Here is a 23,679-nt window from a genome sequence, read left to right as displayed (position 1 = left end):
AGGATCATTTGCGCTCGTAATGGTCGGCGACCAGGCGATCGAGCAGACGAACACCGTAGCCGCTGCCCCAGCTCTGGTTGACGTCGGTCTTGGGCGCGCCCATGGCGGTGCCGGCGATGTCGAGATGGGCCCAGGGCACACCGTCGACGAAGCGCTGCAGGAACTGCGCTGCGGTGATCGAGCCGCCATGACGACCGCCGGTGTTCTTCATGTCGGCGAACTGGGAATCGATCAGCTTGTCGTATTCGGGACCGAGCGGCATGCGCCAGACCTTTTCCCCGCACTCGACGCCGGCCGTCAGCAGGCGTTCGGCAAGCTCGTCATTGTTGGAGAACATGCCGGCATGCTCGGTGCCGAGCGCGACCACGATCGCGCCGGTCAGCGTCGCCAGATCCACCATGAATTTCGGCTTCACCTTCTTGGCGACGTACCAGAGCACGTCGGCCAGCACGAGGCGGCCTTCGGCGTCGGTGTTGATGATCTCGATGGTCTGGCCCGACATCGAGGTGACGATATCGCCCGGCCGCTGCGCGTTGCCGTCAGGCATGTTCTCGACGAGGCCGATGGCGCCGACCACGTTGGCCTTGGCCTTGCGCGCCGCCAGCGCGTGCATCAGGCCGACGACGCAGGCCGCGCCCCCCATGTCGCCCTTCATGTCCTCCATGCTGCCGGCCGGCTTGATCGAGATGCCGCCGGTATCGAAGCAGACGCCCTTGCCGATGAAGCTGACCGGCGCCTCGCCCTTCTTGCCGCCGTCCCAGCGCATGACCACGGTGCGGCTCGGCCGTGCCGAGCCCTGGCCGACGCCGAGCAGTGCGCCCATGCCGAGCTTCTGCATCGCCTTGACATCGAGCACCTCGACCTTGACGCCGAGCTTGCGGAGCTGGCTGGCGCGGCGCGCGAACTCCTCGGGGAACAGCACGTTCGGCGGCTCGTTGACGAGGTCGCGCGCGATCATCACGCCGTCGACGACGTGGCCGGCCGCGACGAACGCCTTCTTTGCAGCAGCGGCATCGCCGACCGCAAGTGAGACATCGGCGCGCGAGCCGCCCTCCTCGCCGTCCTTCTTCTTGGTCTTGTAACGGTCGAACTTGTAGGCGCGCAGGCGCAGGCCGGAGGCGATCGCAACCGCCTGCTCGCTCGTCATGGCGCCACCCGGCAGCTCCGCCATGATGGTCATGGCGGCGCTGCCGGCGGAAAGCTTGCTCGCCGCCACACCGCCGAATTTGAGGAAATCGTTCGCCTTCAGGCCGGCCGCCTTGCCGGCGCCGATCACGAGCAGGCGCGTAGCCTTGACCCCTTCCGGCGCCAGGATATCCAGCGCCGCCCCGCTCTTCCCCTTGAAGGCGGCGGCCGCCGCCGCGCGCTTCACGAGATCGACAGCGCCGCCCAGCGCCTTGGCCGTCACTGGCCCGACCTTCAGGCTGTCGTCGCAGAATACGACCAGGATGCCACGGACGGCTGATGACAACGGGACGAAGCCGACCTTGATGGCATCGGACATGGGTAACTCCTTCAAAAATCTTGGTCTTTTTATCATCCAGGGTCGTGACCGCGGCCAGACCTGAACGACGATTCACTGGGCCATGTGCACTATGGGCCAGCGGCCCGGCAGATGCCAAGCACCCCCCGTGGCCCCCACGCCACAACGAGGGAAATATTAACCATATATTGAGGGTGCCATGGGGCAGCCATTTTGTTGACGGATCAAAGGGATGGTAGTGAGAGAGTAAGCTGGCGGAAGAGCTGTTGGCCAACCTTGGGGATCCCCTGGTCGGGGATTGGTTGGCCAACCGGACTTCCGGCCGGCATTGGGGTCTTGGTGGGATTCGTGCGGTAGCGCATGGGGTCGATCGATAGGTATATTTTCCGCACCACGCTGGCGTCGTTTGCGCTGGTCCTGGTCAGCCTCACCGGCGTGATCTGGATTACGCAGGCGTTGCGCGGCATCGACCTGATGACGAGCCAGGGTCAGACCATCCTCACCTTCCTCGGCATCACCAGCCTCGTCATCCCGGCGCTGGTCCTGATCATCTCGCCGATCGCGCTGATGATCGCGATCTCGCACACGCTCAACAAGCTGGCGACCGATTCCGAGATCATCGTGATGAATGCCGCCGGCTTCTCGCCGTTCCGGCTGTTCTATCCGTTCTTCTACGCCACCTGCGTGGTGGCGCTGCTGGTCGCCTTCATCGCGGCCTATCTTGCTCCCGACGGCATGCGGCGGATCAAGCAGTGGGACGCCGAGATCACCGCGGACGTGCTCACCAACATCCTGCAGCCCGGTCGCTTCGCCCAGCTCGACAAGAACCTCACGATCCGGATTCGCGAACGGCTGCCCGGCGGCATCCTTGCCGGCATCTTCATCGACGATCGCCGCGATCCCAACGAGCGCGTCTCGATCGTCGCCGAACGCGGCGAGGTCGTGAAGAACGACACCGGCTCGTTCCTGGTGCTGGAGACCGGCAATCTCCAGCGTTTCGAGGCGGGCAAGCGCGATCCGGCGCTGGTGGCGTTCGGCCGCTACGGCTTCGACATGTCGAAATTCTCCAACCAGGGCCGCGACGTCACCCTGGGCATCCGCGAGCGCTATCTCTGGGAGCTGTTCTCGCCGTCCGAGGATGATCCCGTCTACAAGCAGATTCCCGGCCAGTTCCGCTCGGCCCTGCACGACAGCCTGCTCGCGCCGATCTATCCCTTCGCTTTTGCCGTGCTGACCTTCGCCTTCCTGGGCGCGCCGCGCACCACGCGTCAGAGCCGCAACTTCTCGATCGGCTCCTCGATCCTCGCGGTGTTCGGCCTGCGCATGGCGGGCTTTGCCTGCTCGGTGATGGCGGTGAAGTCGTCAAGCCCGGTGCTGGTGCAATACGCGATGGTTTTCGGCGCCATCGCGGTCGGGCTGTGGATGATCATCGGCGGCGTCGTGGTCGAGCCGCCCCCTGGCCTGATGGAGGCCATCAACAGGTCGAACGCGCGCATCGCGCGCCTGTTCGGACGTCCGGCCACCGCATGAGCATGCTCACCAACACACTCGGGCGCTATTTCGCCGGCCGCTTCGTGGTCGCGGCGCTCGGCGTGTTCGCCAGCATCTTCCTGCTGCTGGTGCTGGTCGACTACATCGAGATGGTGCGCAAGACCTCAGGACTGGCATCGGCCTCCGCGCTCATGGTGGCCGAGACCTCGCTGTTCCGGGTGCCGCAGCTGCTGGAGAAGCTGACGCCGTTCTGCATGCTGATCGGCGCCATGACCTGCTATCTCGCCCTCTCTCGCCGATTGGAGCTGGTGGTCGCGCGCGCCGCCGGCATCTCCGCCTGGCAGTTCATCTCGCCGGCGCTCGGCAGCGCGCTGCTGATCGGCGTGATCGCCACCGTCGCCTACAATCCGATGTCGGCGAACTTGCGCGAGCTCTCCAAGCGCATGGAGGCCGAGCTGTTCGGCTCGGCGCCCGGCGGCGGCATCCAGGACGCCTCCGGCTTCTGGCTCAATCAGGTGACCAGCGACGGCCAGACCATCATCAATGCGGCGCGCAGCGAGCAGCAGGGCATCCGGCTGACCGGGCTCACGCTGTTCCGATTCGATCCGGACCAGCACTTCAAAGAACGGGTCGAGGCGCGCGAGGCGACGCTCGAGAACGGCCGCTGGCTGTTCAAGGGCGTCCGCCGCTTCTCGCTCGACGCGCCGCCGATCGACCAGGCCAGCCTGGAGATTCCGACGACGCTGACCGAGGCGCAGGTCCGCAACAGCTTTTCCACCCCCGAGACTGTGTCCTTTTGGCAACTACCGAGCTACATCCGCTCCTCCGAAAGCTCGGGCTTCGCGACAGCCGGATACCGACTCCAGTATCAAAAGCTTCTGGCTCAGCCGTTTTTGCTAGCGGCCATGGTGATGCTCGCGGCCTCCGTGTCGTTGCGCTTCTTCCGGATGGGCGGCGTGCAAAAGATGGTTTTGAGTGGCGTGGGCGCAGGCTTTCTGCTCTACGTCCTGTCGAAAGTAACTGAGGACTTGAGCAAGGCTGAGTTAATGCATCCGATCGCTGCGGCGTGGTTGCCCGTTGTAGTGGGCGGCCTCACCGGCTTTTTGGCCTTGCTCTATCAGGAGGACGGTTAGTGACTGCCGTCCAACGAGGGCTCGTGTCTCGTTTGACGCGGCGTACCTTGGTGCGCGCGAACGGGATCGGCGTGTCCGTCCGCAGGCTGCTGCTTGCCGCCGTCACGGCTGCCTCGCTCGGCGGGCTGATGGATGCTGCGCTCGTAGCCCCCGCCTCTGCCCAGAGCTTCACCTACAATCCGCTGCCGCCGCGCCCCAAGCCGCCGAAGGCCGCCAACGACAACCAGATGCTGGTTCAGGCGACCGAGGTCGACTACGACTACAATAATTCGCGCGTCTCCGCGGTCGGCAACGTTCAGCTGTTCTACAACGGCACCAGCGTCGAGGCCGACAAGGTCATCTACGACCAGAAGACCAAGCGGCTGCATGCCGAAGGCAACATCCGCATGACGGATGCCGACGGCAAGATCACCTATGCCGAGATCCTGGATCTCTCCGACGATTACCGCGACGGCTTCGTCGATTCGCTGCGCGTGGACACCGCCGACCAGCCCCGCATGGCGGCAAGCCGCGCCGACCGCTCCAGCGGCAACTACACGGTGTTCGAGAACGGCGTCTACACGGCCTGCGCGCCGTGTAAGGACGATCCGAAGAAGCCGCCGCTTTGGCAGGTCAAGGGTGCGCGCATCATCCACGACCAGCAGGAGAAGATGCTGTATTTCGAGACGGCCCAGCTCGAGTTCTTCGGCGTGCCGCTCGCCTACATGCCCTATTTCTCGACGCCCGACCCGACCGTGAAGCGCAAGAGCGGCTTCCTGATGCCGGGCTATTTCCCGGGCACGACCAACACCGGCTTCGGCGCCGAAATTCCCTACTACTGGGCGATCGCGCCCGACATGGACGCGACCATCACCCCCCGCTTCATGTCGCGCCAAGGCGTGCTGCTGCAGGGCGAGTTCCGGCAGCGCCTGATCGACGGCGCCTACCAGATCCGCGCCTATGGCATCGACCAGCTCGATCCCGGCGCGTTCGCCGGGCTGCCCGGCGACCGCCAGTTCCGCGGCGCCGTCGACACCAAGGGTCAGTTCGCGCTGAACGACAAATGGGTCTGGGGCTGGGACGGCGTCCTGATGTCCGACTATTATTTCTTCTCGGACTACCGCCTTTATCAGTACCGCGATCCGCTCGGCTCGTTCCTGCTGCTGCCGACGGAGGCGCTGTCGCAGCTCTATCTGACCGGCGTCGGCAACCGCAGCTTCTTCGACGCGCGCACGATGTACTGGCTGAGCTATTCGGGCAACCAGAGCCAGGTGCCGATCGTCTATCCGGTGATCGACTACTCCAACGTGCTCAACTATCCGGTCTTCGGCGGCGAGTTCAGCTACAAGACCAATTTCGTGAACCTGTCGCGTGACCAGGCGGTGTTCGATCCGATCACGACGCTCGCCAACACCAACAGCCTGTGCACGACGGCATCGGCCGATCCGCTCGCCCGCATGCCGTCGCAGTGCCTGTTGCGCGGCTTCCCCGGCACCTACCCCCGCCTCACCGCGGAAGCGCAGTGGCGCAAGTCCTACACCGATCCGTTCGGCCAGATCTGGACGCCGTTCGCCAGTCTGCGCGCCGACGCGATCAACTCGTCGGTCTCCAACCAACCGGGCGTATCGAACTATCTTCCGGTCGGCGATACCCAGGCGTTCCGCCTGATGCCGACCGTGGGCCTCGAATACCGCTATCCGTTCATCAACATCCAGCCCTGGGGATCGACCACGGTCGAGCCGATCGCGCAGATCATCATCCGGCCGAACGAGTCCTATGCCGGCAAGCTTCCGAACGAGGACGCCCAGAGCATGGTGTTCGACACCTCGAACCTGTTCAGCGTCGACAAGTTCTCCGGCTACGACCGCGTCGAGGGCGGCGGCCGCGCCAATGTCGGCGTGCAGTCCACCACGCAGTTCGACAAGGGCGGCGCCGTCAAGGTGCTGTTCGGCCAGTCCTACCAGCTGTTCGGCCTGAATTCCTTCGCGGTCCAGGACGCCATCAACACGGGCATCGATTCCGGCCTGGACAAGCCGCGTTCCGATTACGTGGCGAGCGCCAGCTACTCGCCCAACAGCACCTACACGTTCAGCGTCCGCTCCCGCATGGACGAGCAGACCTGGAACGTGCAGCGCTTCGAGGCGGAAGGCCGCGCCAACTTCAATCGCTGGTCGGTCGCCGTGCTGTACGGCAATTACGCAGCGCAGCCGGAACTCGGCTATCTGCCCCGCCGTGAGGGCATCCTGACCTCGGGATCGCTGAAGATCGCGAACAACTGGGTGGTGTCGGGCTCGGCGCGCTGGGACCTCGAGGCCAACAAGATCAACCAATATGTGCTCGGTGCCGGCTATGTCGACGATTGCTTCGTGCTGGCGGCGAACTATGTAACTTCGTATAGCTATTCTGCGGGCACCACGCCGCCCGTGCTGAGCCATGCGTTCATGTTCCAGATCGGCCTGCGCACGCTGGCGACGACGTCGACGACCAGCAGTAACTCCGGCCTCCAGTGAACGGTTTGAAGTGCCGGCCGCGCTTGCCCCATCACAGGCTCGACGCGGCTGACCTGCGAGCGACAATCATGACGACCTCATTGCCCGCCTTCCGCCTCCTGCTGGCCATCGGTGCCGCCCTGGTCCTGAACGGACTACCCTCGCCGTCGCGCGCGCAGAACATCGTCGTCATGGTCAACGGCGATCCGATCACCGATTTCGACATCGAGCAGCGCTCCAAGCTCGACCAGCTGACGACGCAGAAGACCCCGGGCCGGCAGGACGTCATCAACGAGCTGATCGACGACAAGGTCAAGCTCAAGGAAGGCAAGAAGTACGGGGTCGATCCCGGCGTCTCCGACATCAACCAGTCCTACGAGGGCATGGCGCAGCGCATGCGCATCTCGCCGGAGCAGCTCACCAAATCGCTCGAATCCAAAGGCGTGCGCCCGGAAACGCTGAAGGGCCGCATGAAGGCCGAGATGGTCTGGACCAGCCTCGTGCGCGGCCGCTTCAAGGAGAAGCTGCTGGTCGGCGAGCGCGACGTCGCACAGGCCGTGCAGGCCCAGACCGGCGACAAGCTGCAGATCGAAGGCACCGAATACAAGATGCAGCCGATCGTGCTGATCGTGCCGCGCGGCTCGTCCGCGGCGTTCCTGGAGACCAGGAAGAAGGAAGCCGAGGCCTATCGCGCGCGCGTCGGAAGCTGCGAGGAAGCCAATTCGCTGTTCCGCTCGACGCCGAACGCCACCATTCGCGACAGCGTCACCAAGACCACCGCCGAATTGCCCGAGGCGCTGCGCAAGGTCCTCGACGATACCCCGATCGGCCACCTGACCGCGCCCGAGACGACCAAGAACGGCATCGAGATGGTGGTGCTGTGCGCGCGCAAGCCGACCATGATCGACACGCCGAAGAAGCGCGAGGTTCGCGAGAAGATGTATCAGGAGAAATACGAGAAGACCCAGAAGGCCTATCTCGACGAGCTCCGCAAGGCGGCGATGATCGAGTATCGCAATCGCTGATGGCTCATCGCGAAGCAAAGCCGCTGCCCCTTCCCCTTGCCCTGACCCTGGGAGAGCCGGCCGGCATCGGCCCCGACATCACGATCGCGGCCTGGCTGAGGCGCCGTGAGCTGAACCTGCCCGCGTTCTACCTGCTCGGCGACGAGGCGCTGATCGCGCGGCGCGCCAAGGCGCTCGCCGCCGCGCTGGGGGCCGCTATCAGGACCGCGGCGGTGAGTCCCGGCGAAGCCGCTTCCGCCTTCACCGATGCCCTGCCCGTGGTTGCCACCGGCGAGCATGCGACCGCCGAGCCCGGCAAGCCGGATGCATCGAGCGCACCGGCCGCGCTTGCCTCGATCCGCCAAGCGGTCACCGATGTCCGCGAGGGCCGCGCCGGCGCCGTCGTCACCAATCCGATCGCCAAGAGCGTGCTCTACCGCGCAGGCTTCCGTCATCCCGGCCACACCGAATTCCTCGCCGAGCTCGCCGCAGAGAACGGGCGCGTGCCGCAGCCGGTGATGATGCTGTGGTCGCCGCGGCTCGCCGTGGTGCCCGTGACCATCCATGTCTCGATGCGCGATGCCCTGGCCCAGCTCACCAGCGAGCTGATCGTCTCGACCGTGCGCATCGTCGCGCGCGAGCTGAAATCCCGATTCCCAATCGCGCGGCCGCGCATCGCGATCTCCGGCCTCAATCCGCATGCCGGCGAAGACGGCTCGCTCGGCCATGAGGAGCAGACCGTCATCGCCCCGGCGCTGAGGACGCTGCGCGCCGACGGCATCGAAGCGAAGGGCCCGCTGCCCGCCGACACCATGTTCCACGAGGCCGCACGCAGCAGCTATGACTGCGCCGTCTGCATGTATCACGACCAGGCGCTGATCCCGATCAAGACCATCGCCTTCGACGACGCGGTGAATGTCACGCTCGGCCTGCCTTTCATCCGCACCTCGCCCGATCACGGCACCGCCTTCGACATCGCCGGCACCGGCAAAGCCAATCCGGCGAGCCTGATCGCGGCACTTCAGCTTGCCAGCCGCATGGCGGCTTCGCAAAGTTGATGAGCGCGATCGACGCCCTCCCGCCGCTGCGCGAGGTCATTCGCCAGCACGCGCTGTCGGCGCGGAAATCGCTCGGTCAGAACTTTCTGCTCGACCTCAATCTCACCGCCCGCATCGCCCGTGCGGCAGCACCGCTGGAAGACTCCACCATCGTCGAGATCGGCCCGGGGCCCGGCGGGCTGACGCGCGCGCTGCTTGCGCTCGGTGCAAGGCGCGTCATCGCCATCGAGCATGACGACCGCGCGATCCCTGCCTTGCAGGATATTTCCGCGCGCTATCCTGGCAGGCTCGAGATCGTGCATGGCGATGCCATGAGCTTCGACCCGCGCCCGCTGCTCAATGGCGAAACAGCAAAGATCGTCGCCAACCTGCCCTACAACATTGCGACTCAGCTCCTGATCAAGTGGCTGACCACCGAGCCTTGGCCGCCCTGGTACGAGATGATGGTGCTGATGTTCCAGCGCGAGGTGGGTGAGCGCATCGTGGCGCACGAGGACGAGGAGGCCTACGGCCGGCTCGGCGTGCTCGCCAACTGGCGCTGCGAGACCAAGATCCTGTTCGACATCGCGCCAGCGGCCTTCGTGCCGCCGCCGAAGGTCACCTCCTCCGTCGTGCGCCTCAAGCCGCGCGCAGAGCCGCTGCCGTGCGATCGCAGGCTGCTCGAACAGGTCGCAGCCGCCGCCTTCGGCCAGCGCCGCAAGATGCTGCGGCAAAGCCTGAAGTCGCTCGGCGTCGATCCGGCGCGGCTTGCAGAGGCCGCCGGCGTCGAGGCGACGCGGCGCGCCGAGACCATTCCGATCTCGGGCTTTGTTGCCATGGCGCGTGAATTGGCGAATATACGCAGCGAAGCTGAGTAACCAAGAATTCCGGAGGAAAGAAAATGGCGCTGATGCGCAGGCAGTCCCTGGTCAAGTTCGACGCGCCCTTGTGCGAGACCATCGTCGACACGCCGAAGCCGAAAGGCGCCGAGGTTCTGGTGCGCATCGAGCGCTGCGGCCTCTGCCATTCCGACCTGCACATCCAGGATGGCTATGCCGATCTCGGCGGCGGCAAGAAGCTCGACACCACGCGCGGTATGACGTTGCCCTTCACGCTGGGCCACGAGATCGCGGGCGTGGTCGACGAAGTCGGCCCGGACGTTCCCGCCGGCCTCGTCGGCGCCAAGAAGGCGGTGTTTCCCTGGATCGGCTGCGGCCAGTGCCGCGATTGCGCCAATGGCGACGAGAACCTTTGCGTGAAGCAGCGCTTCCTCGGCGTCTCCATCGACGGCGGCTTTGCCACCCACGTGCTGGTGCCCGACGCAAAATACCTGCTCGACTACGATCCCCTGCCCGTCAACCAGGCCGCGACGCTGATGTGCTCGGGCGTCACCGCCTATGGCGCGCTCAAGCGCCTGGTCGACCGTCCGCGCCAGCGCAACCTCCTGCTGATCGGCCTTGGCGGCGTCGGCATGATGGGGCTGTCGTTCGCGCAGGCGATGTTCAAGCAGCCGATCACGGTCGCCGACCTTTCGCCGGCCGCCCGGGATACCGCGCTGAAGAACGGCGCGGCGGTCGCTTACGACCCGTCCGAGCCCGACGTGATCAAGCGCATCCTGAAGGAGACCGAAGGCGGATTCGACGAGATCGTCGATTTCGCCGGCAATGAGAAGTCGATGGCTTTTGCGGTCGCCGTTGCCGCACGCGGCGGCAAGATCGTGGTCTCCGGCCTGATGGGCGGCCAGTTCACGCTGCCGATGGTGCAGTGGGTCTACAAGCGCATGACCATCGAGGGCTTCATGGTCGGCACGCTCGCGGAAGCCCACGAGCTGATGGCGCTGGCGCGCGCCGGCAAGATCAAGCCGACGCCGATGCGCGAGGAACCGATGGGCGACGTCCAGAAATGGATCGACGCGCTTCGCGCCGGCAAGGTCGTCGGCCGCATCGTGCTGAAGAACTGACTTCGTCGCTGCGGCGGGCCCGACGCAAGTTGCGCCCGCCGCACGGAACGCCTGCGGCGTCGCTGCGTTTGCAGCGCATGTCCATTCGCTGTACCGTCGAAAGCGCATTCTTCATCGCCTGGAGCTGCCTGGAGCAGAGCGGCGAGCTCGGCCCGCCGGACGAGACCGCGAACTTCCTTCTGGACGCCATCGAAGCCCTGCTCCGGACCGGCGAACGCCGGCAGCTCATGCTCGCTAACAAGGCGATCGACGCCTGGCGCGCGCACGCTGCCCAGCGCCGATCCTCATGGGACCGCGAAGCACGCGTCGGGTGATGATCACCCCCGCCTCGGGACCGCCGGCCCGGCGGCATTTTCGGGCGGATCACGGCCGGCGGTCCGTTGGGCGAAGCGCACGGGGTACGGCGCTCGGCGCCGGATGCTACGCCAAGCCGCAAGCCCGCAATGTCCACTCCTGAACACACCACGCGGCAATCAACGCAGGGGCCGGCAGGCGCGTCACGCATTCCGGAATTCCGCAATAGCGCACAGGCGAACTTTTCAGCTGCCGCCGAGCCCCTTGTGTGCACTTTGGAACCGTTGGTTCCGCCATGGAAACGTAGGGTTCTGACTGGCGCCGATTCCCGGCCAGCGAAGAGAAGAAACTGTGACCGGTCGGCCTCAGAACGATCTGCTGCGGCAGCTCACCTCCAGAGATTTCGAATTTCTCGCACCTTCCCTGCAGCCGGTCGACGTCGAGGCGGGCCACGTCCTGCATCACGCCGGCGACACGGTGGCTGCGGTTCATTTCCCCTGCGGTCCCGCGCTGGTGTCCTTCGCCGTGCCGGTCGAGGATGACCGCGAGGTCGAGAGCCTGCTGGTCGGACGCGAGGGCGCGGTGGGCGTCGCCGCCGGCTGCAATCCTTCGCTGGCCTATTCCCGCGTCGTCGTGAAGCTGGGCGGCACGCTGGTCCGTCTGCCGCTGCGCGCGCTCGAACAGGCGCAGCAGAGGTCGACCGCGCTGCAGGAGATCTTCTCGCGCTATGCCGACTGCCAGTTCGCGCAATTGCTGCAGACCGCGGCCTGCAACGCCACGCATTCGATCGAGCAGCGCGCCGCCAAGTGGATCATCTCCACGCAGGAACGTATCGGCCAGGCCGAGATTCCCCTCACCCACGAGCAACTGGCCGGCATGCTGGGCGTCTCGCGCAGCTATGCCAGCCGCGTCATCCAGATGTTCAAGGCAAGGCGCATCCTCGCCACCCGCCGCGGTGCCATCCTGATCCTCGACGCGCCGGCGCTCGACGCCAGGGCCTGCTGCTGCAACGATTGGGTGAAGAAGCATTTTGACGAAGTGCTGGGTGCTGCGACCGCCGGTGGCTGACGCATAGTCGGGGCCAGCGCGCAGCGGTTTCGGAACGTGTCCTCTTTCTGCAAAAGGGGCTTGCAGCCCTACATCCGGGGCGACGACTGACGCTTCAGGTGCAGATAAGTTGGATTGAAACCCCCGAGCCGCTGCAATTCACGCCATTTCATCACGATCAGCTCGCCGTCGCGCAGATCCATGACCTCGCTCCGCCTCAGCTCGGCGAGCGACCGGTTCACGGTCGCGATCGCCATGCCCAGCGTCTCGCCAAGCTGCGCCAGGCTGATCGGCACGCGGCAGCGATTGCCGCGAACGAGCTGCGCGGCACGGGCGCGGTAGAACAGCTCGCAGAACAGGTGCGCCATGCGCGTCTGCATCGGCCGGGCGCTGTTGTTGGTGATGGCCTCGCGAAAGATCGCGGCATCGAGCAGCGTCTCGCGCCAGACCGCCAACCCGAATGTCGGCCGCCGCCGAAAGGCGACGAACAATTCGCGATGCGGAATGAAGGCGACCAAGGCTGGCCCCAGCGCGCTCAATCCGTGGTCCATCTGGTCGATGAACAGGCCCTGCGCATCCGGCAGGTCGCCGGTGAGGTGGAAGGCAAGATATTGCCGCCGCCCGCTGCCGAGCAGATGGTAGCGCGCGACCATGCCGGAGACGACCAGCACCGAATGCTCGGGTTCGTCGCCTTGCCGGATGAAGTCCTCATTCGGTTCGAGATCGCGCTGGGTGAAGGTGAGCGCGCGAATTTCAGCAAGATCCTCCTCGGCGAGCGCGGTGTGCTCGCACAGGTTCCGGATCAGCACGTCGTGAGCTTTTTCCATGGCGCCGCCAAAAATCGCACCGGGTCTATCAAAAGATACACCTGGCTCGGGTTCAGCGGACTAGAACGCTGATCGGAAGCACAGGTTGCTAACCGGCTTGCGACCGGCCCGGGCGCATCCATACCGATCACCCCCAGAGCGCCGAGCCTACCCACCCATGAGCCCTACCACCATTCTGGAACGCATCCGCGGCCTGTTCGCATCTGAAAGGAGCGCGCACCTCGACTGCATCAGCGATGCCTTCAGGAATGGCACGTTGCGGGAGCCGATCCGGCCGATGTCCGATCAGGAACTCGCCCGCGCCATCCGCGAGTTCCGCTCTGCGCCGGTCTCCGACTGGACCCTCGCCAAGCTCTCGCGGCGCTTCGTCGAAGCATCGAGGCCGCGGGCCGACTGAAGCATCGCGCGAGCTTATGCCGCATCCGAAGTTCATCGCGCGTCTCCAGGCGATCGCAAGCCTGCCCGAGGAGGAGCGCCGGCAGGTCGCCGCCCTGCCATCCACGTTGCGGCCAGTCGCCGACGGCGAGATCGTGCTGCGCCACGGCGAGGCCGCTTCGCGCTGCGTCTTCGTCGTGAGCGGCTTTCTCTACCAGTCGCGCATCGTCGGCGACCGCAGCCAGATCCTTGCCTTCCACGTCCCCGGCGACATGCCGTGCCTGCACACGCTGCTGGTGTCGCCGATGGATGCGGATCTCGTCGCCCTCGGACCGAGCATCGTCGGCACCGTCGCGCACAGCCAGCTCCGTCAGTTGCTCGACGGCTCGCTCCCTTTGACCCACGCATTCTGGCGCGAGACGCTGATCGATGCGGCGATCTCACGGCAATGGATCGCCCGCCTCGGTGCCCAGGCGGCGCTGCCAAAAGTTGCGCACCTCATCTGCGAGCTCGCTGCAAGGCTGGAGGTGGTCGGCCTTCTCAAGGACGGCTGCTTCCAGATGCCGATGACGCAGCGGCACGTCGCCGACGCCTGCGGCCTGTCGATCGTCCACGTCAATCGCACCATTCAGGAATTGAGGCATCGCGGATTGATCGCCTGGGAGGGCAGCGAGATCGAGCTGCTGCAACCCGAGCAGCTGCGCCAGCTTGCGGATTTCACGCCCGACTATCTGACCTGAACGCTGCGGCTATATGCGCCGGCGTTCTCTCCGTTCAGGATCGCGGCCGCTCTCGCCGCCACGCGTCGAGCAGCGGACCGTCGGCTCCCATGACCGGATCCGTCTTGGGCTTGCGGACCTTGGCGATGCGCTTGATGGCGTCGGGACGTTCGCGCGTGTCGGTGCACTCGTCATAGGTTCCATTCTGCGGATACGCGCCGACGACCAGAAAATCCCGGCTGGACTCGATCAGCCGGTGTCCCGTGCCCGCGGGCAGGACCAGAACGTCCCCCGCCTTGACATTGAGGATGCGGCCCTTGATGCCGCCGCACTCGATCCTGGCTGTGCCGCGCGCCACGCCCATGACTTCATGGATCTGTGAATGGTAGTGGACGAAGTCATAGACAGTATCGCGCCATGACCGGCCCCAGCCGTTGGTATCGAACAGCGTGTCGATGATGACGTCGGGGGAAAAGCGCCGGCCCTTCAATTGCACCGCGCCGCGATAGAACAGCACCGGAAAATTCGGATTGTTCGGCACGATGCCGTCGTCGCGAAAACGGAGGGCGGCCGGTTGTCGCGTAGGCACCAACGCCCGTAGCGTCGCCTCATCGGGACGGTCCTCCACCAGCTTCTTGGCGAAATTCTTGATCTGGTCCTTGATCGGCATGGCCTCTCCTCAGCCGCGAGATAACGATAGCAGAGACGATAGGTTTCCAGAGCCCCAGAGGCTTTCCAAAGCGACTGGACAGCGGCTTCTGATGAAAATCGCCCAGCTTGATCTTCCTCAACGACCGGGAGGGCTCCCTGGGTTTCCATGATCAGACCGTCGGCTCCACGCTTGTCGCGGCAGGAGAAACGCAAGAGAGTATCTGCCGACATTGGTCGGAGGTGACAGCGGGTCCAGTGCGTGCGGTCCGATCCGGCTCAAAGCCGCAAGACATTTTCGCGGCACCACTTTTGCGGCAGCTAGTAACTTTGAAGGAGAGGTTCGATGAGTGTCTTTCCGAATTGGTTCAAACGGGCGTATCATACTTGGAAACTTCTACTCGGAGCGCCGCTTGTTTGCCTCCTCGGGATCTCAGGCGCCTCAGCGAGCATCATTCAACTTGATATCTCAGGGCGGGCCGAAAGTGTCCGTTTCGTTTGCGATCCGCTTGGCGGGTGTGGGCCGAGCCAAAACATTTCTTCTCAGTTCGCACTCCACCTTTCCTTCGACAGCGGGCCTGCGGACCAGCTCATCGACTTCTCTTCGGGTCAATACGAATTTCTTGGGTTTACCTCGGGCACTTTCTTCGTTGATCAAGTCGGCACGTTTCCGATAGCGACCGGCAACACCCTGGTGACGTGGCGGGAAGGCCTGCCGGGTGAGAATGCGATAACGGTGAGCACACCGAGCCTTTCCCAAAAAGTCTTCATCACTCAACCGGGCGCAACTGGACACTACCAGTTCGTGGGCTGCGCCCCCGGCGATGATCCGCTTAGCGTTTGCCGCGGCAGCCTATCCCCTGACGTTGCGACCCTGACCGGTGCTCCGGGCATCGTATCGGCCGTGCCCGGCCCGACCGTGGGGGGTGGGCTGCTGGGCATCCTGCTCGCTTGTGCCGGTCTTGTCCTGAGGTTGCGTGGGCTGCAGGTCTTGACCGGGCGATCAATGGCTTTCGCAGGCGTTCAATCACCGTAACGATTGATGACCCTGCGCAGCGCGCGGCTGTGATCCGAGTCACGCTCCTTCGCCCGCAGCGTCGCGCCGCTTTTCGCGCGCGCACAGGGCTGGTAGAGTGCCGCCATTATTTTGGGGCATTTCATGCGCGCGAGGATTTTCAATCGCGTCCTGCGGCGGGCCGGGCTGATCGCAGCCGTGCTGGCAGCCACGACGCTTCACGCATCGGCCGAGAAGCGCATCGCGCTTGTGGTCGGCAACTCCGCCTACAAGAACATCACACCGCTCGACAATCCGTCCAAGGACGCGAGCCTGATGGCGGAGACGCTCGGTGCGCTCGGCTTCACCCTGGTCGGCGGCCGCGCCCAGCTCGATCTCGACAAGGGCGCGATGGACCTCGCGGTGCAGAACTTTGGCCGGCAGGTCCAGGGCGCCGACGTCGCGCTGTTCTATTATGCCGGCCACGGCGTGCAGGTCGCGGGCTCCAACTATCTCGTCCCGGTCGGCGCCAATCCGACGCGCGAGGCCGACGTCGATTTCCAGATGACTGACGTCAATCTCGTGCTGCGCCAGATGCAGGGCTCCGGGACCCGCCTCAACCTCGTGATCCTCGACGCCTGCCGCAACAACCCGTTCGGCTCGCGCGGCTTGCGATCGTCGGACGGCGGCCTTGCACAGATGCGCGCACCCGAGGGCACGCTGATCTCCTATGCGACCCAGCCCGGCAACGTCGCCCAGGACGGCACCGACGGTCACAGCCCCTATACCAAGGCACTGGCGACGACCATCCGCGTCTCCGGCCTCGACGTGTTCCAGACCTTCAACCAGGTCGGCCTCGCCGTGAAGCGCGCAACTTCGGGCGCGCAGCAGCCGTGGGTCTCGTCCTCGCCGATCGACGGGACGTTCTACTTCGTGCCGCCAACGCAAACCGCGCCGCCGCAGGTCGCGGCGATGCAGGCCGATCCGCTCCCCGCGGAGCGCCTGCGCGCCGATCCCGACCACGTGCCCTTGCGCGATGCCGCGCTGCTCAGCGAGCTCAGCGAGCGGCTCTACGAGCTCAATTTCGACCCCGACACGCCCAACGGCCTGACGCGGGCGATCACGAAGCTGCAGCAGCGGATCTCGATGGCTCCGAATGGGGAGCCGACCGAAGGCCTGCTGCTGCGAATGCGCAGGATGGAGGATCTGAAGCCCTGGGGCTCGATCGTCTACGGGCCTGACAGCAGCAAATGGGGCATCTCCTGGAACCACGCCTCACGGCGCGCGGCGGTGGCGGATGCGCGCGGCAATTGCGCCGGCGCCAAGTGCCCGATCGAGCTGTCGTTCTACGGCAAGAGCTGCGGCGCGTTTGCGATCTCCGACAAGTCGTGGTCGCTGGTCCAGCGCGAGGGCGTGCAGCGCGCCCGGGACGCCGCGCTTGACGAATGCGGCAAGGCTGGCAAAGCTTGCCGCATTATCGGGGCGGTCTGCGCGGACGGCTCCGGCCGCTGATCCCTTTTCATTTGGATGTTTGCGCATGCCCGTTGCCGTCGTCCGTACGATTGCCGTTGCCGTCCTCCTCACCGCTCCCCTCGCCGTATCTTGCGCCTTGGCCCAGTCCGGCAGCGCCGGCGGCTCGATCGGAAATGACGAGAAATCGCTGTCGGGCTCGCGTTCGGACCGCTCGGCCGAGCCCGCTCCCTCTGCGCGACGGAGCAAGCCGGCGGAGGAATCGCGCTCGTCGTCGCGGCGAGGCGGCGGCGGAGGTGGCGGCGGCAGCTTTGACGGCGCCTGGGTGGTCACCAGCATCGGCTGCGGCGGCACCACGTCCGGCGCGGTCGTGGTCTCCTCGGGCAAGGTCATCGGCCAGGGCGTCAGCGGCACGGTCAGCGCGAGCGGCGCGGTTAGCACCGTCGGTCAAGGCGACGGTGTGACCTTCACGGGCGCCGGCCATCTCGGCGCACGCAGCGGGTCCGGAACCTGGCGCCGCTCGGACGGCTGTGGCGGAACCTGGAGTTCGACGAAACAATAGCGCCGCCAAGACGCCCGATTTCGCTGCGGAACGAACATCGTGCAGGCCCAATTCAAGCCACATCCTCTCCGGATTTGCGGCTCATTGCCACCCAAGTCTTTGATGACAAAGGGTGGTTGAGAGTTGCGTCATGCGTAACCGGGAGACCAGGATGGGCAACCGCACCGCAAAGTTCGTATCCGCGCTGGTTGGCAGCGTCATTGCCGGCGCGCCGCTGGCCGCCGTGTCGCAGAACGCGCCGACCGCATCGGGCACGGCCAGCCCGGCTGCTGAATGCCTGGCCACGCCGAAGGGCGCCGCGCCGCAGGGCCAGCACTGGTTCTATCGCCTTGAGCGCACGACCAAGCGACAGTGCTGGTACCTGCGCGCCGCCGGCGGCAAAGCCTCCCAGACCGCGCAAGCAACGACCGACGCCTCCGAGGCGGATGCAGCACCGTCGCAGGCAGTGCAAGACGCGCGCGCCGAATATATCGCGCCGCAGACGAATGCCGCACTTGGCACGCGGAACGTGACGGCGCCGGCTACAGCGAATGCGCCCGCGGTCGCGCCGCAGCCGCCGAGCAGCGTCGCCGAGACCAACGCGCAACAGCCGGAGCCAACCACGGTCGCAGTCGCCGCGCAGCCGAACGCGAAACCGTCAAAATCCCCTGCCCCGCTCGCGCCCGCCGCCGAAGGCACGAGCGACAAGTCCAGCGGCTCGCTGCAGATGCTGATGCTCGTGATCGGCGGCGCGCTGGCGCTCGCGGGCATCCTCGCCAGCATCATCTACCGGTTCGCCGGCGGACGCGTCCGCGTCCAGACCGCCGACCGCCGCGGGCATTGGGACGATTGGTCGCCGCAGGACCACGACGGAAGCCGCGCACCCTGGCTCGGTGCGACTGCCGCCGCCACAGCGCGCGCGCAGCCGGCCCCCATCGACTTCGATGAACTACGACCGCAGACCGCGCAACTCGCCGCGTCCACCAAGGAGATCGGCAGGATCGCGCCCCGATCCGCCGTCATTCGCAACGCGGCCGCAGAGGTCGGCAAGGCTGACATCTTCAACGGACAGTTCGAGATCGAAGCCTCGCCGCCGCGGAACGCCGCCAAGGAGACCGACGACGAAAAGCCGGTCGCTCGGGATGACGACCGTCGCAACGAGGATATGCAGGTCGAGGACGCCGTCGACGTCGACGTGATCACCGCGATGCTGGAACGGCTGGGGAAGCAAGGGCCGCGGCTGCCGCAGCCTACTACTTCTCTAGCTGATTCCGCAGTCCTCGCACGAAGCCCTCAAGACCGACCTGGCGTTCGCGCTTGAGCTGTTCCGCTCGGAGGATTGATCGTACGGCTTCAAAGGCAATGCCTATGTTGTCGTTGACGACAATGTAGTCATAGGCGTCGAAATGGCTCATCTCGTCGCCGGCCTTTTTCATCCGCCCACGAATAACTTCGTCTGAATCTTGGGCGCGGGTGTGCAATCGCTGCTCAAGAGCGGCGACAGATGGTGGCAAAATAAATACGCTGACGACGTCCTTTCCTGAGCGATCTCGAAGCTGCTGGGTCCCCTGCCAGTCGATGTCAAACAGTACGTCCCTACCAGAGGCTAGCGCGGCTTCGACTGGACCGCGCGGCGTGCCATATCGGTTTCCGAACACATGCGCCCATTCAAGCAACTCGCCGTTCTCGACCATAAGCTCGAAACGTTTCTGATCGACGAAGAAGTAGTCCTTACCCTCGACCTCACCCGGCCGCATTGGGCGCGTTGTCGCTGAGACTGACATCTGGAGACCTGGTGTCTCTGCAATCAACATCCGCGACAGCGTCGTCTTGCCTGCGCCCGAGGGCGAGGACAGCACGAACATCAATCCACGCCGCTCGACACCGTCAGTTCCGTGACCGCCCGTCGTCATCGATCACTCCAAATTCTGGACCTGCTCGCGGAACTGCTCGACCACGTTCTTCATGGCGAGGCCCGTATTGGTCAGCTCGATGTCGTTCGACTTCGAGCAGCAGGTGTTGACCTCGCGGTGAAACTCCTGCGCCAGGAAGTCGAGCTTGCGGCCGATCGGGCCGCCCTTGCCGATCAGCTCGCGCGCCTGCGCGATGTGGGAGGCGATGCGGTCGAGCTCCTCGCGGATGTCGGCCTTGGTGGCGATCAGGATCGCTTCCTGCATCAGGCGGTCGGAATCGAAGCGGTCGGAGGTGTCGAGCAGCGTCGCGATCTGCTCGGCGAGTCTCGCCTTGATCGCCTCGGGCTTGCGGCCGGGGGCGGCTTCCGCCTTTTTCGCCAGCTGCTCGATCTCGTCCACCCGCTGGGTCAGGATCTGGCCGAGCGAAGTGCCCTCGCGCTTGCGCATCGCGACGAGCTCGTCGAGCGCCTTGTCGAAGGCCTCGGCGGCAGCGGCGCGCGCGGCCTTGTCCTCCTCCTCGTCGCCCTCGGGCTCGGCGACCTCGACAACCCCCTTGATGGCGAGCAGGCCGTCGATGCTGGGCGCGACCGCGTCGACCTTGCCGGAGATCAGCGCGGCCGCCTTCAGGACGGCGTTGAGCACGTCCTCGTTGACGCGGACCGTGGCGGCCGCGTTGGTGCGCTTGACGTTGAGATTGGCGTAGACGGTGCCGCGCGACAAAAGCTCGCCGGCGCGCTTCTTGGCGTGGGCCTCGAGCTCGTCGAACCCTTGCGGCAGCCGCACCCTGAGGTCAAAGCCCTTGGCGTTGACCGACTTCAATTCCCACTCGAACGTGTACGGCCCGCTTGCACCGTGGCATCTCGCAAAGCCGGTCATGGACGACAGCGCCATCAGGTCAAATTCTCCAGAAACACGGGATTCGCGAGGCATCAAGCCACGCGAATCTTAAGACTATTTTGCAGGAAAGTGGAATCCGCAAAGTCCCGCAAGCAGGTCTGCAACGCGCCTAGCGCTGGACCACCGGCGGCGAGGGTTGCACCGCGCCCTGCCGCGCCGGTGCCGGATTTGCGGGGCGCGCGGCCGGGGGCTTCTTCTGCTGATTGGGCCGGGCCGGCGTTGTCGCGGTCGGCGTATCGGTGGCCCCGGGCGCGGCGGCAGCTGGCGGCTGCGCCTCCTCGGCCGGCTCGACCGTGTCGTTCTGGATCTGCTTTTCCATCGCGCGCAGCTTGGCGACGTTTTTCTGGTGCGCGTCGTAGGTCTCGGTGAAGGCATGCCCGCCGGTGCCGTCGGCGACGAAATAGAGGTCGCGGGTGCGGGCCGGATTGGCGGCAGCCTCCAGCGAGGCTCGGCCGGGATTGGAGATCGGCCCCGGCGGCAGGCCCTCGATCACATAGGTATTGTAGGGCGAAGGCTGCGTGATCTCGCTGCGCTTGATCGGCCGGCCGAGCGTGCCCTTGCCGCCGACGAGGCCATAGATGATGGTCGGATCGGACTGCAGCTTGATCCGCTGTTTCAGGCGGTTGACGAACACCGCAGCGACGCGACTGCGCTCGTCGGGCTTGCCGGTCTCCTTTTCCACGATCGAGGCCAGCGTCACCAGCTGCTCCGGCGTCTTGACCGGAATGTCCTGGTTGCGCCGCTCCCAGATCTCGGCGAGCACACGCTTGTGCGCCTGCTGCATGCGCTGGATCACCTGCTCGCGCGGCGTGCCACGCGGGAACTTGTAGGTCTCCGGCAACAGCGTGCCCTCGCGCGGCAGCTCGCGCACGCTGCCGGTGAAGATGTCGTTGTCGGACAGGCGCGCCACGATCTGCTCGGAGGTCAGGCCTTCCGGAATCGTGACGGCATGCTGCACCACCTTGCCCTCGACGATGGTGGCGATGACGTCGCGGAGCGAGGCGCTCTTCTGGAACGCATATTCACCCGGCTTGAGATCCGAGCTCGCCTTCAACGCGGCAACGCTGGCGATGAACACCCAGGGATTGACGTCGGTCACGCCTTCCCGGTTCAGCGTCTCGGCGATGTCACGCTTGCCCGCACGCTGCGGGATGTTGACGATCTTGTCTTCCTTCAGCGGCCCCGGCGCCTCGAGCACCTGCCGGCCGTAATAATAGACCCCGCCGGCGCCGAGCATGGCGATCAGCAGAAGGGTGATGATGGCGTTGCCGACGACCACCAACGGATTGCGCGCGCGGTCCGATCGCTTCGGCGGCGGCGGGAGCTGCTCGGGCTCCAGCGCTGCCCGCGGACTCCGGGGGGAAATGGGCGGCCTTTCACTCATCGAAGCAACCTGAATCCTGCCGGTTCAATAGCGACCCGACAATCGCTTGCCAGGCCAAATGCACGCCCACTTCCATGACTATCGCCGAATACGGCAAAACGGTGGATTCGTCTCAAACACAAACTAATTGGTGAAGCGCCGGACGATCACCGACGCATTGGTGCCGCCAAAACCAAAAGAGTTCGACAAGGCGACGTTGACCTCTCGCTTCTTCGGCGTGTGCGGCACCAGATCGATCGCAGTCTCGACCGACGGATTGTCGAGATTGATCGTCGGCGGAACGACATTATCGCGAATCGCGAGAATGGCGAAGATCGCCTCGATCGCACCGGCCGCGCCGAGCAGATGACCCGTCGACGATTTGGTCGAGGACATCGCAACCTTGGAGGCAGCATTGCCGAGCAGACGCTCGACTGCACCGAGCTCGATTTCATCGCCGAGCGGTGTCGAGGTGCCGTGCGCGTTGATGTAGTCGAGATCGAACGGCGTCAGGCCGGCACGCTTCAGCGCGGCCGACATGCTGCGGAAACCGCCATCGCCATCGGGCGACGGCGACGTGATGTGATAGGCATCGCCCGACAGACCGTAGCCGATCACCTCGGCGTAGATTCTGGCGCCGCGACGCTGCGCGTGCTCGAGCTCCTCGAGCACCAGAACGCCAGCCCCCTCGCCCATGACAAAGCCGTCGCGGTCCTTGTCGTAGGGGCGCGAGGCCTTCTCGGGCGTCTCGTTGAAGCCGGTCGAGAGCGCACGCGCGGCGTTGAAGCCGGCAATGCCGATGCGGCTGATCGGCGATTCCGCACCGCCCGCGACCATCACATCGGCATCGCCGAGCGCGATCAGGCGCGCGGCATCGCCGACCGCGTGCGCGCCGGTCGAGCAGGCCGTGACCACCGAATGGTTCGGTCCCTTCAGCCCGTGCGCGATCGAGACGTAGCCGGAGGCGAGATTGATCAGGCGGCCGGGAATGAAGAACGGCGACACCCGGCGCGGTCCGCGCTCCTTCAGGAGGATCGCGGTGTCGGCAATGCCGTTGAGGCCGCCGATGCCGGACCCAATCATGGTGCCGATGGCGCACTTGTCCTCTTCGGTCTCGGGGTGCCAGTTGGCGTCGTCGAGCGCCTGGCCGGCCGCGGCCATGCCGAAGATGATGAAGTCGTCGACCTTGCGCTGGTCCTTCGGTTCCATCCATTTGTCGGGATTGAAGGTGTCGTTGGAGCCGTCGCCGCGCACGACCGTGCAGGCGATCTTGGTCTGGAGATCGGAGACATCGAAGCTCTCGATCCTGCGCGCACCGCTTTCGCCGTTGAGGATGCGCTTCCAGGTCGGCTCGACGCCGCAGCCGAGTGGCGAGACCATGCCGAGACCCGTGACGACAACCCGCCTCATATCCGAAAACTCCGCATCGAAAGATTCACGGCCAATAACAAGAAACCGGCTGACCGCTGGCAAGCGGCCCGTCCGGTTTCAATGTTGTCCCCGCGAAAATGAAGAGCCTTAGCTCTTCGCGTTCTTCTCGAGAAACTTCGTGGCATCGCCGACGGTGAGAATCGTTTCCGCGGCGTCGTCCGGAATCTCGCAACCGAATTCCTCTTCGAACGCCATCACCAGCTCGACGGTGTCCAGACTGTCGGCGCCGAGGTCGTCGATGAAGCTCGCAGCGTCGACAACCTTCTCGGGTTCAACACCAAGGTGTTCGACCACGATCTTCTTAACCCGCTCGCCAATGTCACTCATTGCTTAACCTCGTGTTGTTCCCTGTAGACCCGACCCCCCGGGACGATACGAGCCGTCGTGGTCGTGTTACTTTGCCTTCGCTTACGAACTTTGATTTGGCCCCATCTTAACCGATACAGGGCCCGGCGAACGACGGCCAAGGCTCCGCATCGCCAATATACAGGGTTTCAAAAACCTGCAATGGCGTTCTTTGCCCATCCGTTGAGGGTCCGGTTATCACACTTCAACTGCCTTGACTACAAGCCTCATTTCGCTCC

At 65.2% G+C, this 23,679-nt stretch carries 23 protein-coding genes; 15 read left to right on the top strand and 8 right to left on the bottom strand.

The features are described 5' to 3' along the window. Positions 1-4: 4 nt before the first annotated feature. A complete protein-coding gene (locus X268_RS12925) occupies positions 5-1,504 on the bottom strand; it encodes a leucyl aminopeptidase (protein WP_128925314.1) in 1,500 nt (499 codons plus the stop codon). 339 nt (positions 1,505-1,843) lie between these two features. Between X268_RS12925 and lptF the strand changes: the two genes are divergently transcribed. The 9 genes from lptF to X268_RS12880 all read left to right on the top strand — a co-directional run bounded on the left by lptF (position 1,844) and on the right by X268_RS12880 (position 11,938). Further along, entirely contained in the window at positions 1,844-3,013 is a 1,170-nt protein-coding gene (gene lptF / locus X268_RS12920; protein ID WP_128925313.1) for an LPS export ABC transporter permease LptF, read from the top strand. Next, complete coding sequence (lptG, locus tag X268_RS12915) at positions 3,010-4,107, top strand: LPS export ABC transporter permease LptG (RefSeq protein ID WP_128925312.1); 1,098 nt, start codon at positions 3,010-3,012, stop codon at positions 4,105-4,107. The genes lptF and lptG overlap by 4 nt, the downstream gene beginning before the upstream one ends. Next, a complete protein-coding gene (locus X268_RS12910; RefSeq protein WP_164937697.1) occupies positions 4,107-6,596 on the top strand; it encodes an LPS-assembly protein LptD in 2,490 nt (829 codons plus the stop codon). Before lptG ends, X268_RS12910 begins: the two co-directional genes overlap by 1 nt. Positions 6,597-6,664: 68 nt before the next feature. After that, positions 6,665-7,600, top strand: a complete 936-nt coding sequence (locus X268_RS12905; RefSeq protein WP_164937696.1) for a SurA N-terminal domain-containing protein — start codon at positions 6,665-6,667, stop codon at positions 7,598-7,600. Further along, positions 7,600-8,637 (top strand): 4-hydroxythreonine-4-phosphate dehydrogenase PdxA, encoded by a 1,038-nt coding sequence (pdxA, locus tag X268_RS12900; RefSeq protein WP_128925310.1) that lies wholly within the window; start codon positions 7,600-7,602, stop codon positions 8,635-8,637. Before X268_RS12905 ends, pdxA begins: the two co-directional genes overlap by 1 nt. Then, positions 8,637-9,494: a 16S rRNA (adenine(1518)-N(6)/adenine(1519)-N(6))-dimethyltransferase RsmA gene (rsmA, locus tag X268_RS12895; RefSeq protein WP_128925309.1), complete on the top strand. Its 858-nt coding sequence runs from the start codon at positions 8,637-8,639 to the stop codon at positions 9,492-9,494. The genes pdxA and rsmA overlap by 1 nt, the downstream gene beginning before the upstream one ends. A 23-nt stretch (positions 9,495-9,517) precedes the next feature. Beyond that, positions 9,518-10,576 carry an alcohol dehydrogenase gene (locus X268_RS12890; RefSeq protein WP_128925308.1) on the top strand — a complete coding sequence of 353 codons (1,059 nt, stop codon included), beginning with the start codon at positions 9,518-9,520 and terminating at the stop codon, positions 10,574-10,576. A 77-nt stretch (positions 10,577-10,653) separates the two neighbouring features. Beyond that, on the top strand, positions 10,654-10,890 hold the full coding sequence (locus X268_RS12885) for a hypothetical protein (RefSeq protein WP_128929237.1): 237 nt from the start codon (positions 10,654-10,656) through the stop codon (positions 10,888-10,890). A gap of 331 nt (positions 10,891-11,221) precedes the next feature. Then, the gene (locus X268_RS12880; RefSeq protein ID WP_128925307.1) at positions 11,222-11,938 is read left to right on the top strand and encodes a Crp/Fnr family transcriptional regulator; all 717 of its coding nucleotides are present in this window, start codon (positions 11,222-11,224) and stop codon (positions 11,936-11,938) included. Between the two features lie 68 nt (positions 11,939-12,006). Here the strand turns inward: X268_RS12880 and X268_RS12875 are convergent, their stop codons facing one another. Beyond that, a complete protein-coding gene (locus X268_RS12875; protein ID WP_128925306.1) occupies positions 12,007-12,744 on the bottom strand; it encodes a Crp/Fnr family transcriptional regulator in 738 nt (245 codons plus the stop codon). Positions 12,745-12,901: 157 nt separating this feature from the next. On the opposite strand from X268_RS12875, the gene X268_RS12870 reads away from it, so the two are divergent. Continuing rightward, the gene (locus X268_RS12870; RefSeq protein WP_128925305.1) at positions 12,902-13,141 is read left to right on the top strand and encodes a hypothetical protein; all 240 of its coding nucleotides are present in this window, start codon (positions 12,902-12,904) and stop codon (positions 13,139-13,141) included. A gap of 16 nt (positions 13,142-13,157) precedes the next feature. Continuing rightward, positions 13,158-13,859, top strand: coding sequence for a Crp/Fnr family transcriptional regulator (locus X268_RS12865; protein ID WP_128925304.1), 702 nt, complete (start codon positions 13,158-13,160; stop codon positions 13,857-13,859). 34 nt (positions 13,860-13,893) lie between these two features. Here X268_RS12865 and X268_RS12860 read toward each other — a convergent pair whose 3' ends face one another. Continuing rightward, the gene (locus tag X268_RS12860; RefSeq protein ID WP_128925303.1) at positions 13,894-14,508 is read right to left on the bottom strand and encodes a cupin; all 615 of its coding nucleotides are present in this window, start codon (positions 14,506-14,508) and stop codon (positions 13,894-13,896) included. A gap of 324 nt (positions 14,509-14,832) precedes the next feature. Here X268_RS12860 and X268_RS12855 point away from each other — a divergent pair, with 324 nt between their 5' ends. The 4 genes from X268_RS12855 (at position 14,833) to X268_RS12840 (ending at position 18,812) form a co-directional block, all read left to right on the top strand. Then, complete coding sequence (locus X268_RS12855) at positions 14,833-15,522, top strand: hypothetical protein (protein ID WP_128925302.1); 690 nt, start codon at positions 14,833-14,835, stop codon at positions 15,520-15,522. A 123-nt stretch (positions 15,523-15,645) separates the two neighbouring features. After that, on the top strand, positions 15,646-16,992 hold the full coding sequence (locus tag X268_RS12850; RefSeq protein WP_128925301.1) for a caspase family protein: 1,347 nt from the start codon (positions 15,646-15,648) through the stop codon (positions 16,990-16,992). 25 nt (positions 16,993-17,017) lie between these two features. Next, positions 17,018-17,512, top strand: a complete 495-nt coding sequence (locus X268_RS12845) for a hypothetical protein (RefSeq protein ID WP_128925300.1) — start codon at positions 17,018-17,020, stop codon at positions 17,510-17,512. Positions 17,513-17,663: 151 nt separating this feature from the next. Continuing rightward, positions 17,664-18,812 carry a hypothetical protein gene (locus X268_RS12840; RefSeq protein WP_164937695.1) on the top strand — a complete coding sequence of 383 codons (1,149 nt, stop codon included), beginning with the start codon at positions 17,664-17,666 and terminating at the stop codon, positions 18,810-18,812. On the opposite strand, the gene gmk is transcribed toward X268_RS12840, so the two are convergent. From gmk to X268_RS12815, 5 genes are all read right to left on the bottom strand, one after another. Further along, a complete protein-coding gene (gmk, locus tag X268_RS12835; RefSeq protein ID WP_128925298.1) occupies positions 18,745-19,404 on the bottom strand; it encodes a guanylate kinase in 660 nt (219 codons plus the stop codon). The two genes, X268_RS12840 and gmk, sit on opposite strands and share 68 nt — an antisense overlap. Positions 19,405-19,407: 3 nt before the next feature. Then, positions 19,408-20,295 carry a YicC/YloC family endoribonuclease gene (locus tag X268_RS12830; RefSeq protein WP_128925297.1) on the bottom strand — a complete coding sequence of 296 codons (888 nt, stop codon included), beginning with the start codon at positions 20,293-20,295 and terminating at the stop codon, positions 19,408-19,410. Between the two features lie 115 nt (positions 20,296-20,410). Further along, entirely contained in the window at positions 20,411-21,685 is a 1,275-nt protein-coding gene (mltG, locus tag X268_RS12825) for an endolytic transglycosylase MltG (RefSeq protein ID WP_128925296.1), read from the bottom strand. A 123-nt stretch (positions 21,686-21,808) separates the two neighbouring features. Then, positions 21,809-23,074 carry a beta-ketoacyl-ACP synthase II gene (fabF, locus tag X268_RS12820; RefSeq protein ID WP_128925295.1) on the bottom strand — a complete coding sequence of 422 codons (1,266 nt, stop codon included), beginning with the start codon at positions 23,072-23,074 and terminating at the stop codon, positions 21,809-21,811. A 108-nt stretch (positions 23,075-23,182) separates the two neighbouring features. Beyond that, complete coding sequence (locus X268_RS12815) at positions 23,183-23,422, bottom strand: acyl carrier protein (RefSeq protein WP_008130699.1); 240 nt, start codon at positions 23,420-23,422, stop codon at positions 23,183-23,185. Positions 23,423-23,679: the final 257 nt, after the last annotated feature.

Origin of the sequence: Bradyrhizobium guangxiense (assembly GCF_004114915.1) — a bacterium.
Taxonomy (GTDB): domain Bacteria; phylum Pseudomonadota; class Alphaproteobacteria; order Rhizobiales; family Xanthobacteraceae; genus Bradyrhizobium; species Bradyrhizobium guangxiense.
Note: the sequence above shows the minus strand (reverse complement) of the source record. Positions and strands in the feature narration are given on the sequence as shown.

Bases quoted from the DNA above. Each gene is read 5' to 3' on its own strand.
- X268_RS12925 (WP_128925314.1), bottom strand. From the start codon at position 1,504: ATGTCCGATGCCATCAAGGTCGGCTTCGTCCCGTTGTCATCAGCCGTC.
- lptF (WP_128925313.1), top strand. From the start codon at position 1,844: ATGGGGTCGATCGATAGGTATATTTTCCGCACCACGCTGGCGTCGTTT.
- lptG (WP_128925312.1), top strand. From the start codon at position 3,010: ATGAGCATGCTCACCAACACACTCGGGCGCTATTTCGCCGGCCGCTTC.
- X268_RS12905 (WP_164937696.1), top strand. From the start codon at position 6,665: ATGACGACCTCATTGCCCGCCTTCCGCCTCCTGCTGGCCATCGGTGCC.
- pdxA (WP_128925310.1), top strand. From the start codon at position 7,600: ATGGCTCATCGCGAAGCAAAGCCGCTGCCCCTTCCCCTTGCCCTGACC.
- rsmA (WP_128925309.1), top strand. From the start codon at position 8,637: ATGAGCGCGATCGACGCCCTCCCGCCGCTGCGCGAGGTCATTCGCCAG.
- X268_RS12890 (WP_128925308.1), top strand. From the start codon at position 9,518: ATGGCGCTGATGCGCAGGCAGTCCCTGGTCAAGTTCGACGCGCCCTTG.
- X268_RS12885 (WP_128929237.1), top strand. From the start codon at position 10,654: ATGTCCATTCGCTGTACCGTCGAAAGCGCATTCTTCATCGCCTGGAGC.
- X268_RS12875 (WP_128925306.1), bottom strand. From the start codon at position 12,744: ATGGAAAAAGCTCACGACGTGCTGATCCGGAACCTGTGCGAGCACACC.
- X268_RS12870 (WP_128925305.1), top strand. From the start codon at position 12,902: ATGAGCCCTACCACCATTCTGGAACGCATCCGCGGCCTGTTCGCATCT.
- X268_RS12865 (WP_128925304.1), top strand. From the start codon at position 13,158: ATGCCGCATCCGAAGTTCATCGCGCGTCTCCAGGCGATCGCAAGCCTG.
- X268_RS12860 (WP_128925303.1), bottom strand. From the start codon at position 14,508: ATGCCGATCAAGGACCAGATCAAGAATTTCGCCAAGAAGCTGGTGGAG.
- X268_RS12855 (WP_128925302.1), top strand. From the start codon at position 14,833: ATGAGTGTCTTTCCGAATTGGTTCAAACGGGCGTATCATACTTGGAAA.
- X268_RS12850 (WP_128925301.1), top strand. From the start codon at position 15,646: ATGCGCGCGAGGATTTTCAATCGCGTCCTGCGGCGGGCCGGGCTGATC.
- X268_RS12845 (WP_128925300.1), top strand. From the start codon at position 17,018: ATGCCCGTTGCCGTCGTCCGTACGATTGCCGTTGCCGTCCTCCTCACC.
- X268_RS12840 (WP_164937695.1), top strand. From the start codon at position 17,664: ATGGGCAACCGCACCGCAAAGTTCGTATCCGCGCTGGTTGGCAGCGTC.
- gmk (WP_128925298.1), bottom strand. From the start codon at position 19,404: ATGACGACGGGCGGTCACGGAACTGACGGTGTCGAGCGGCGTGGATTG.
- X268_RS12830 (WP_128925297.1), bottom strand. From the start codon at position 20,295: ATGGCGCTGTCGTCCATGACCGGCTTTGCGAGATGCCACGGTGCAAGC.
- mltG (WP_128925296.1), bottom strand. From the start codon at position 21,685: ATGAGTGAAAGGCCGCCCATTTCCCCCCGGAGTCCGCGGGCAGCGCTG.
- fabF (WP_128925295.1), bottom strand. From the start codon at position 23,074: ATGAGGCGGGTTGTCGTCACGGGTCTCGGCATGGTCTCGCCACTCGGC.
- X268_RS12815 (WP_008130699.1), bottom strand. From the start codon at position 23,422: ATGAGTGACATTGGCGAGCGGGTTAAGAAGATCGTGGTCGAACACCTT.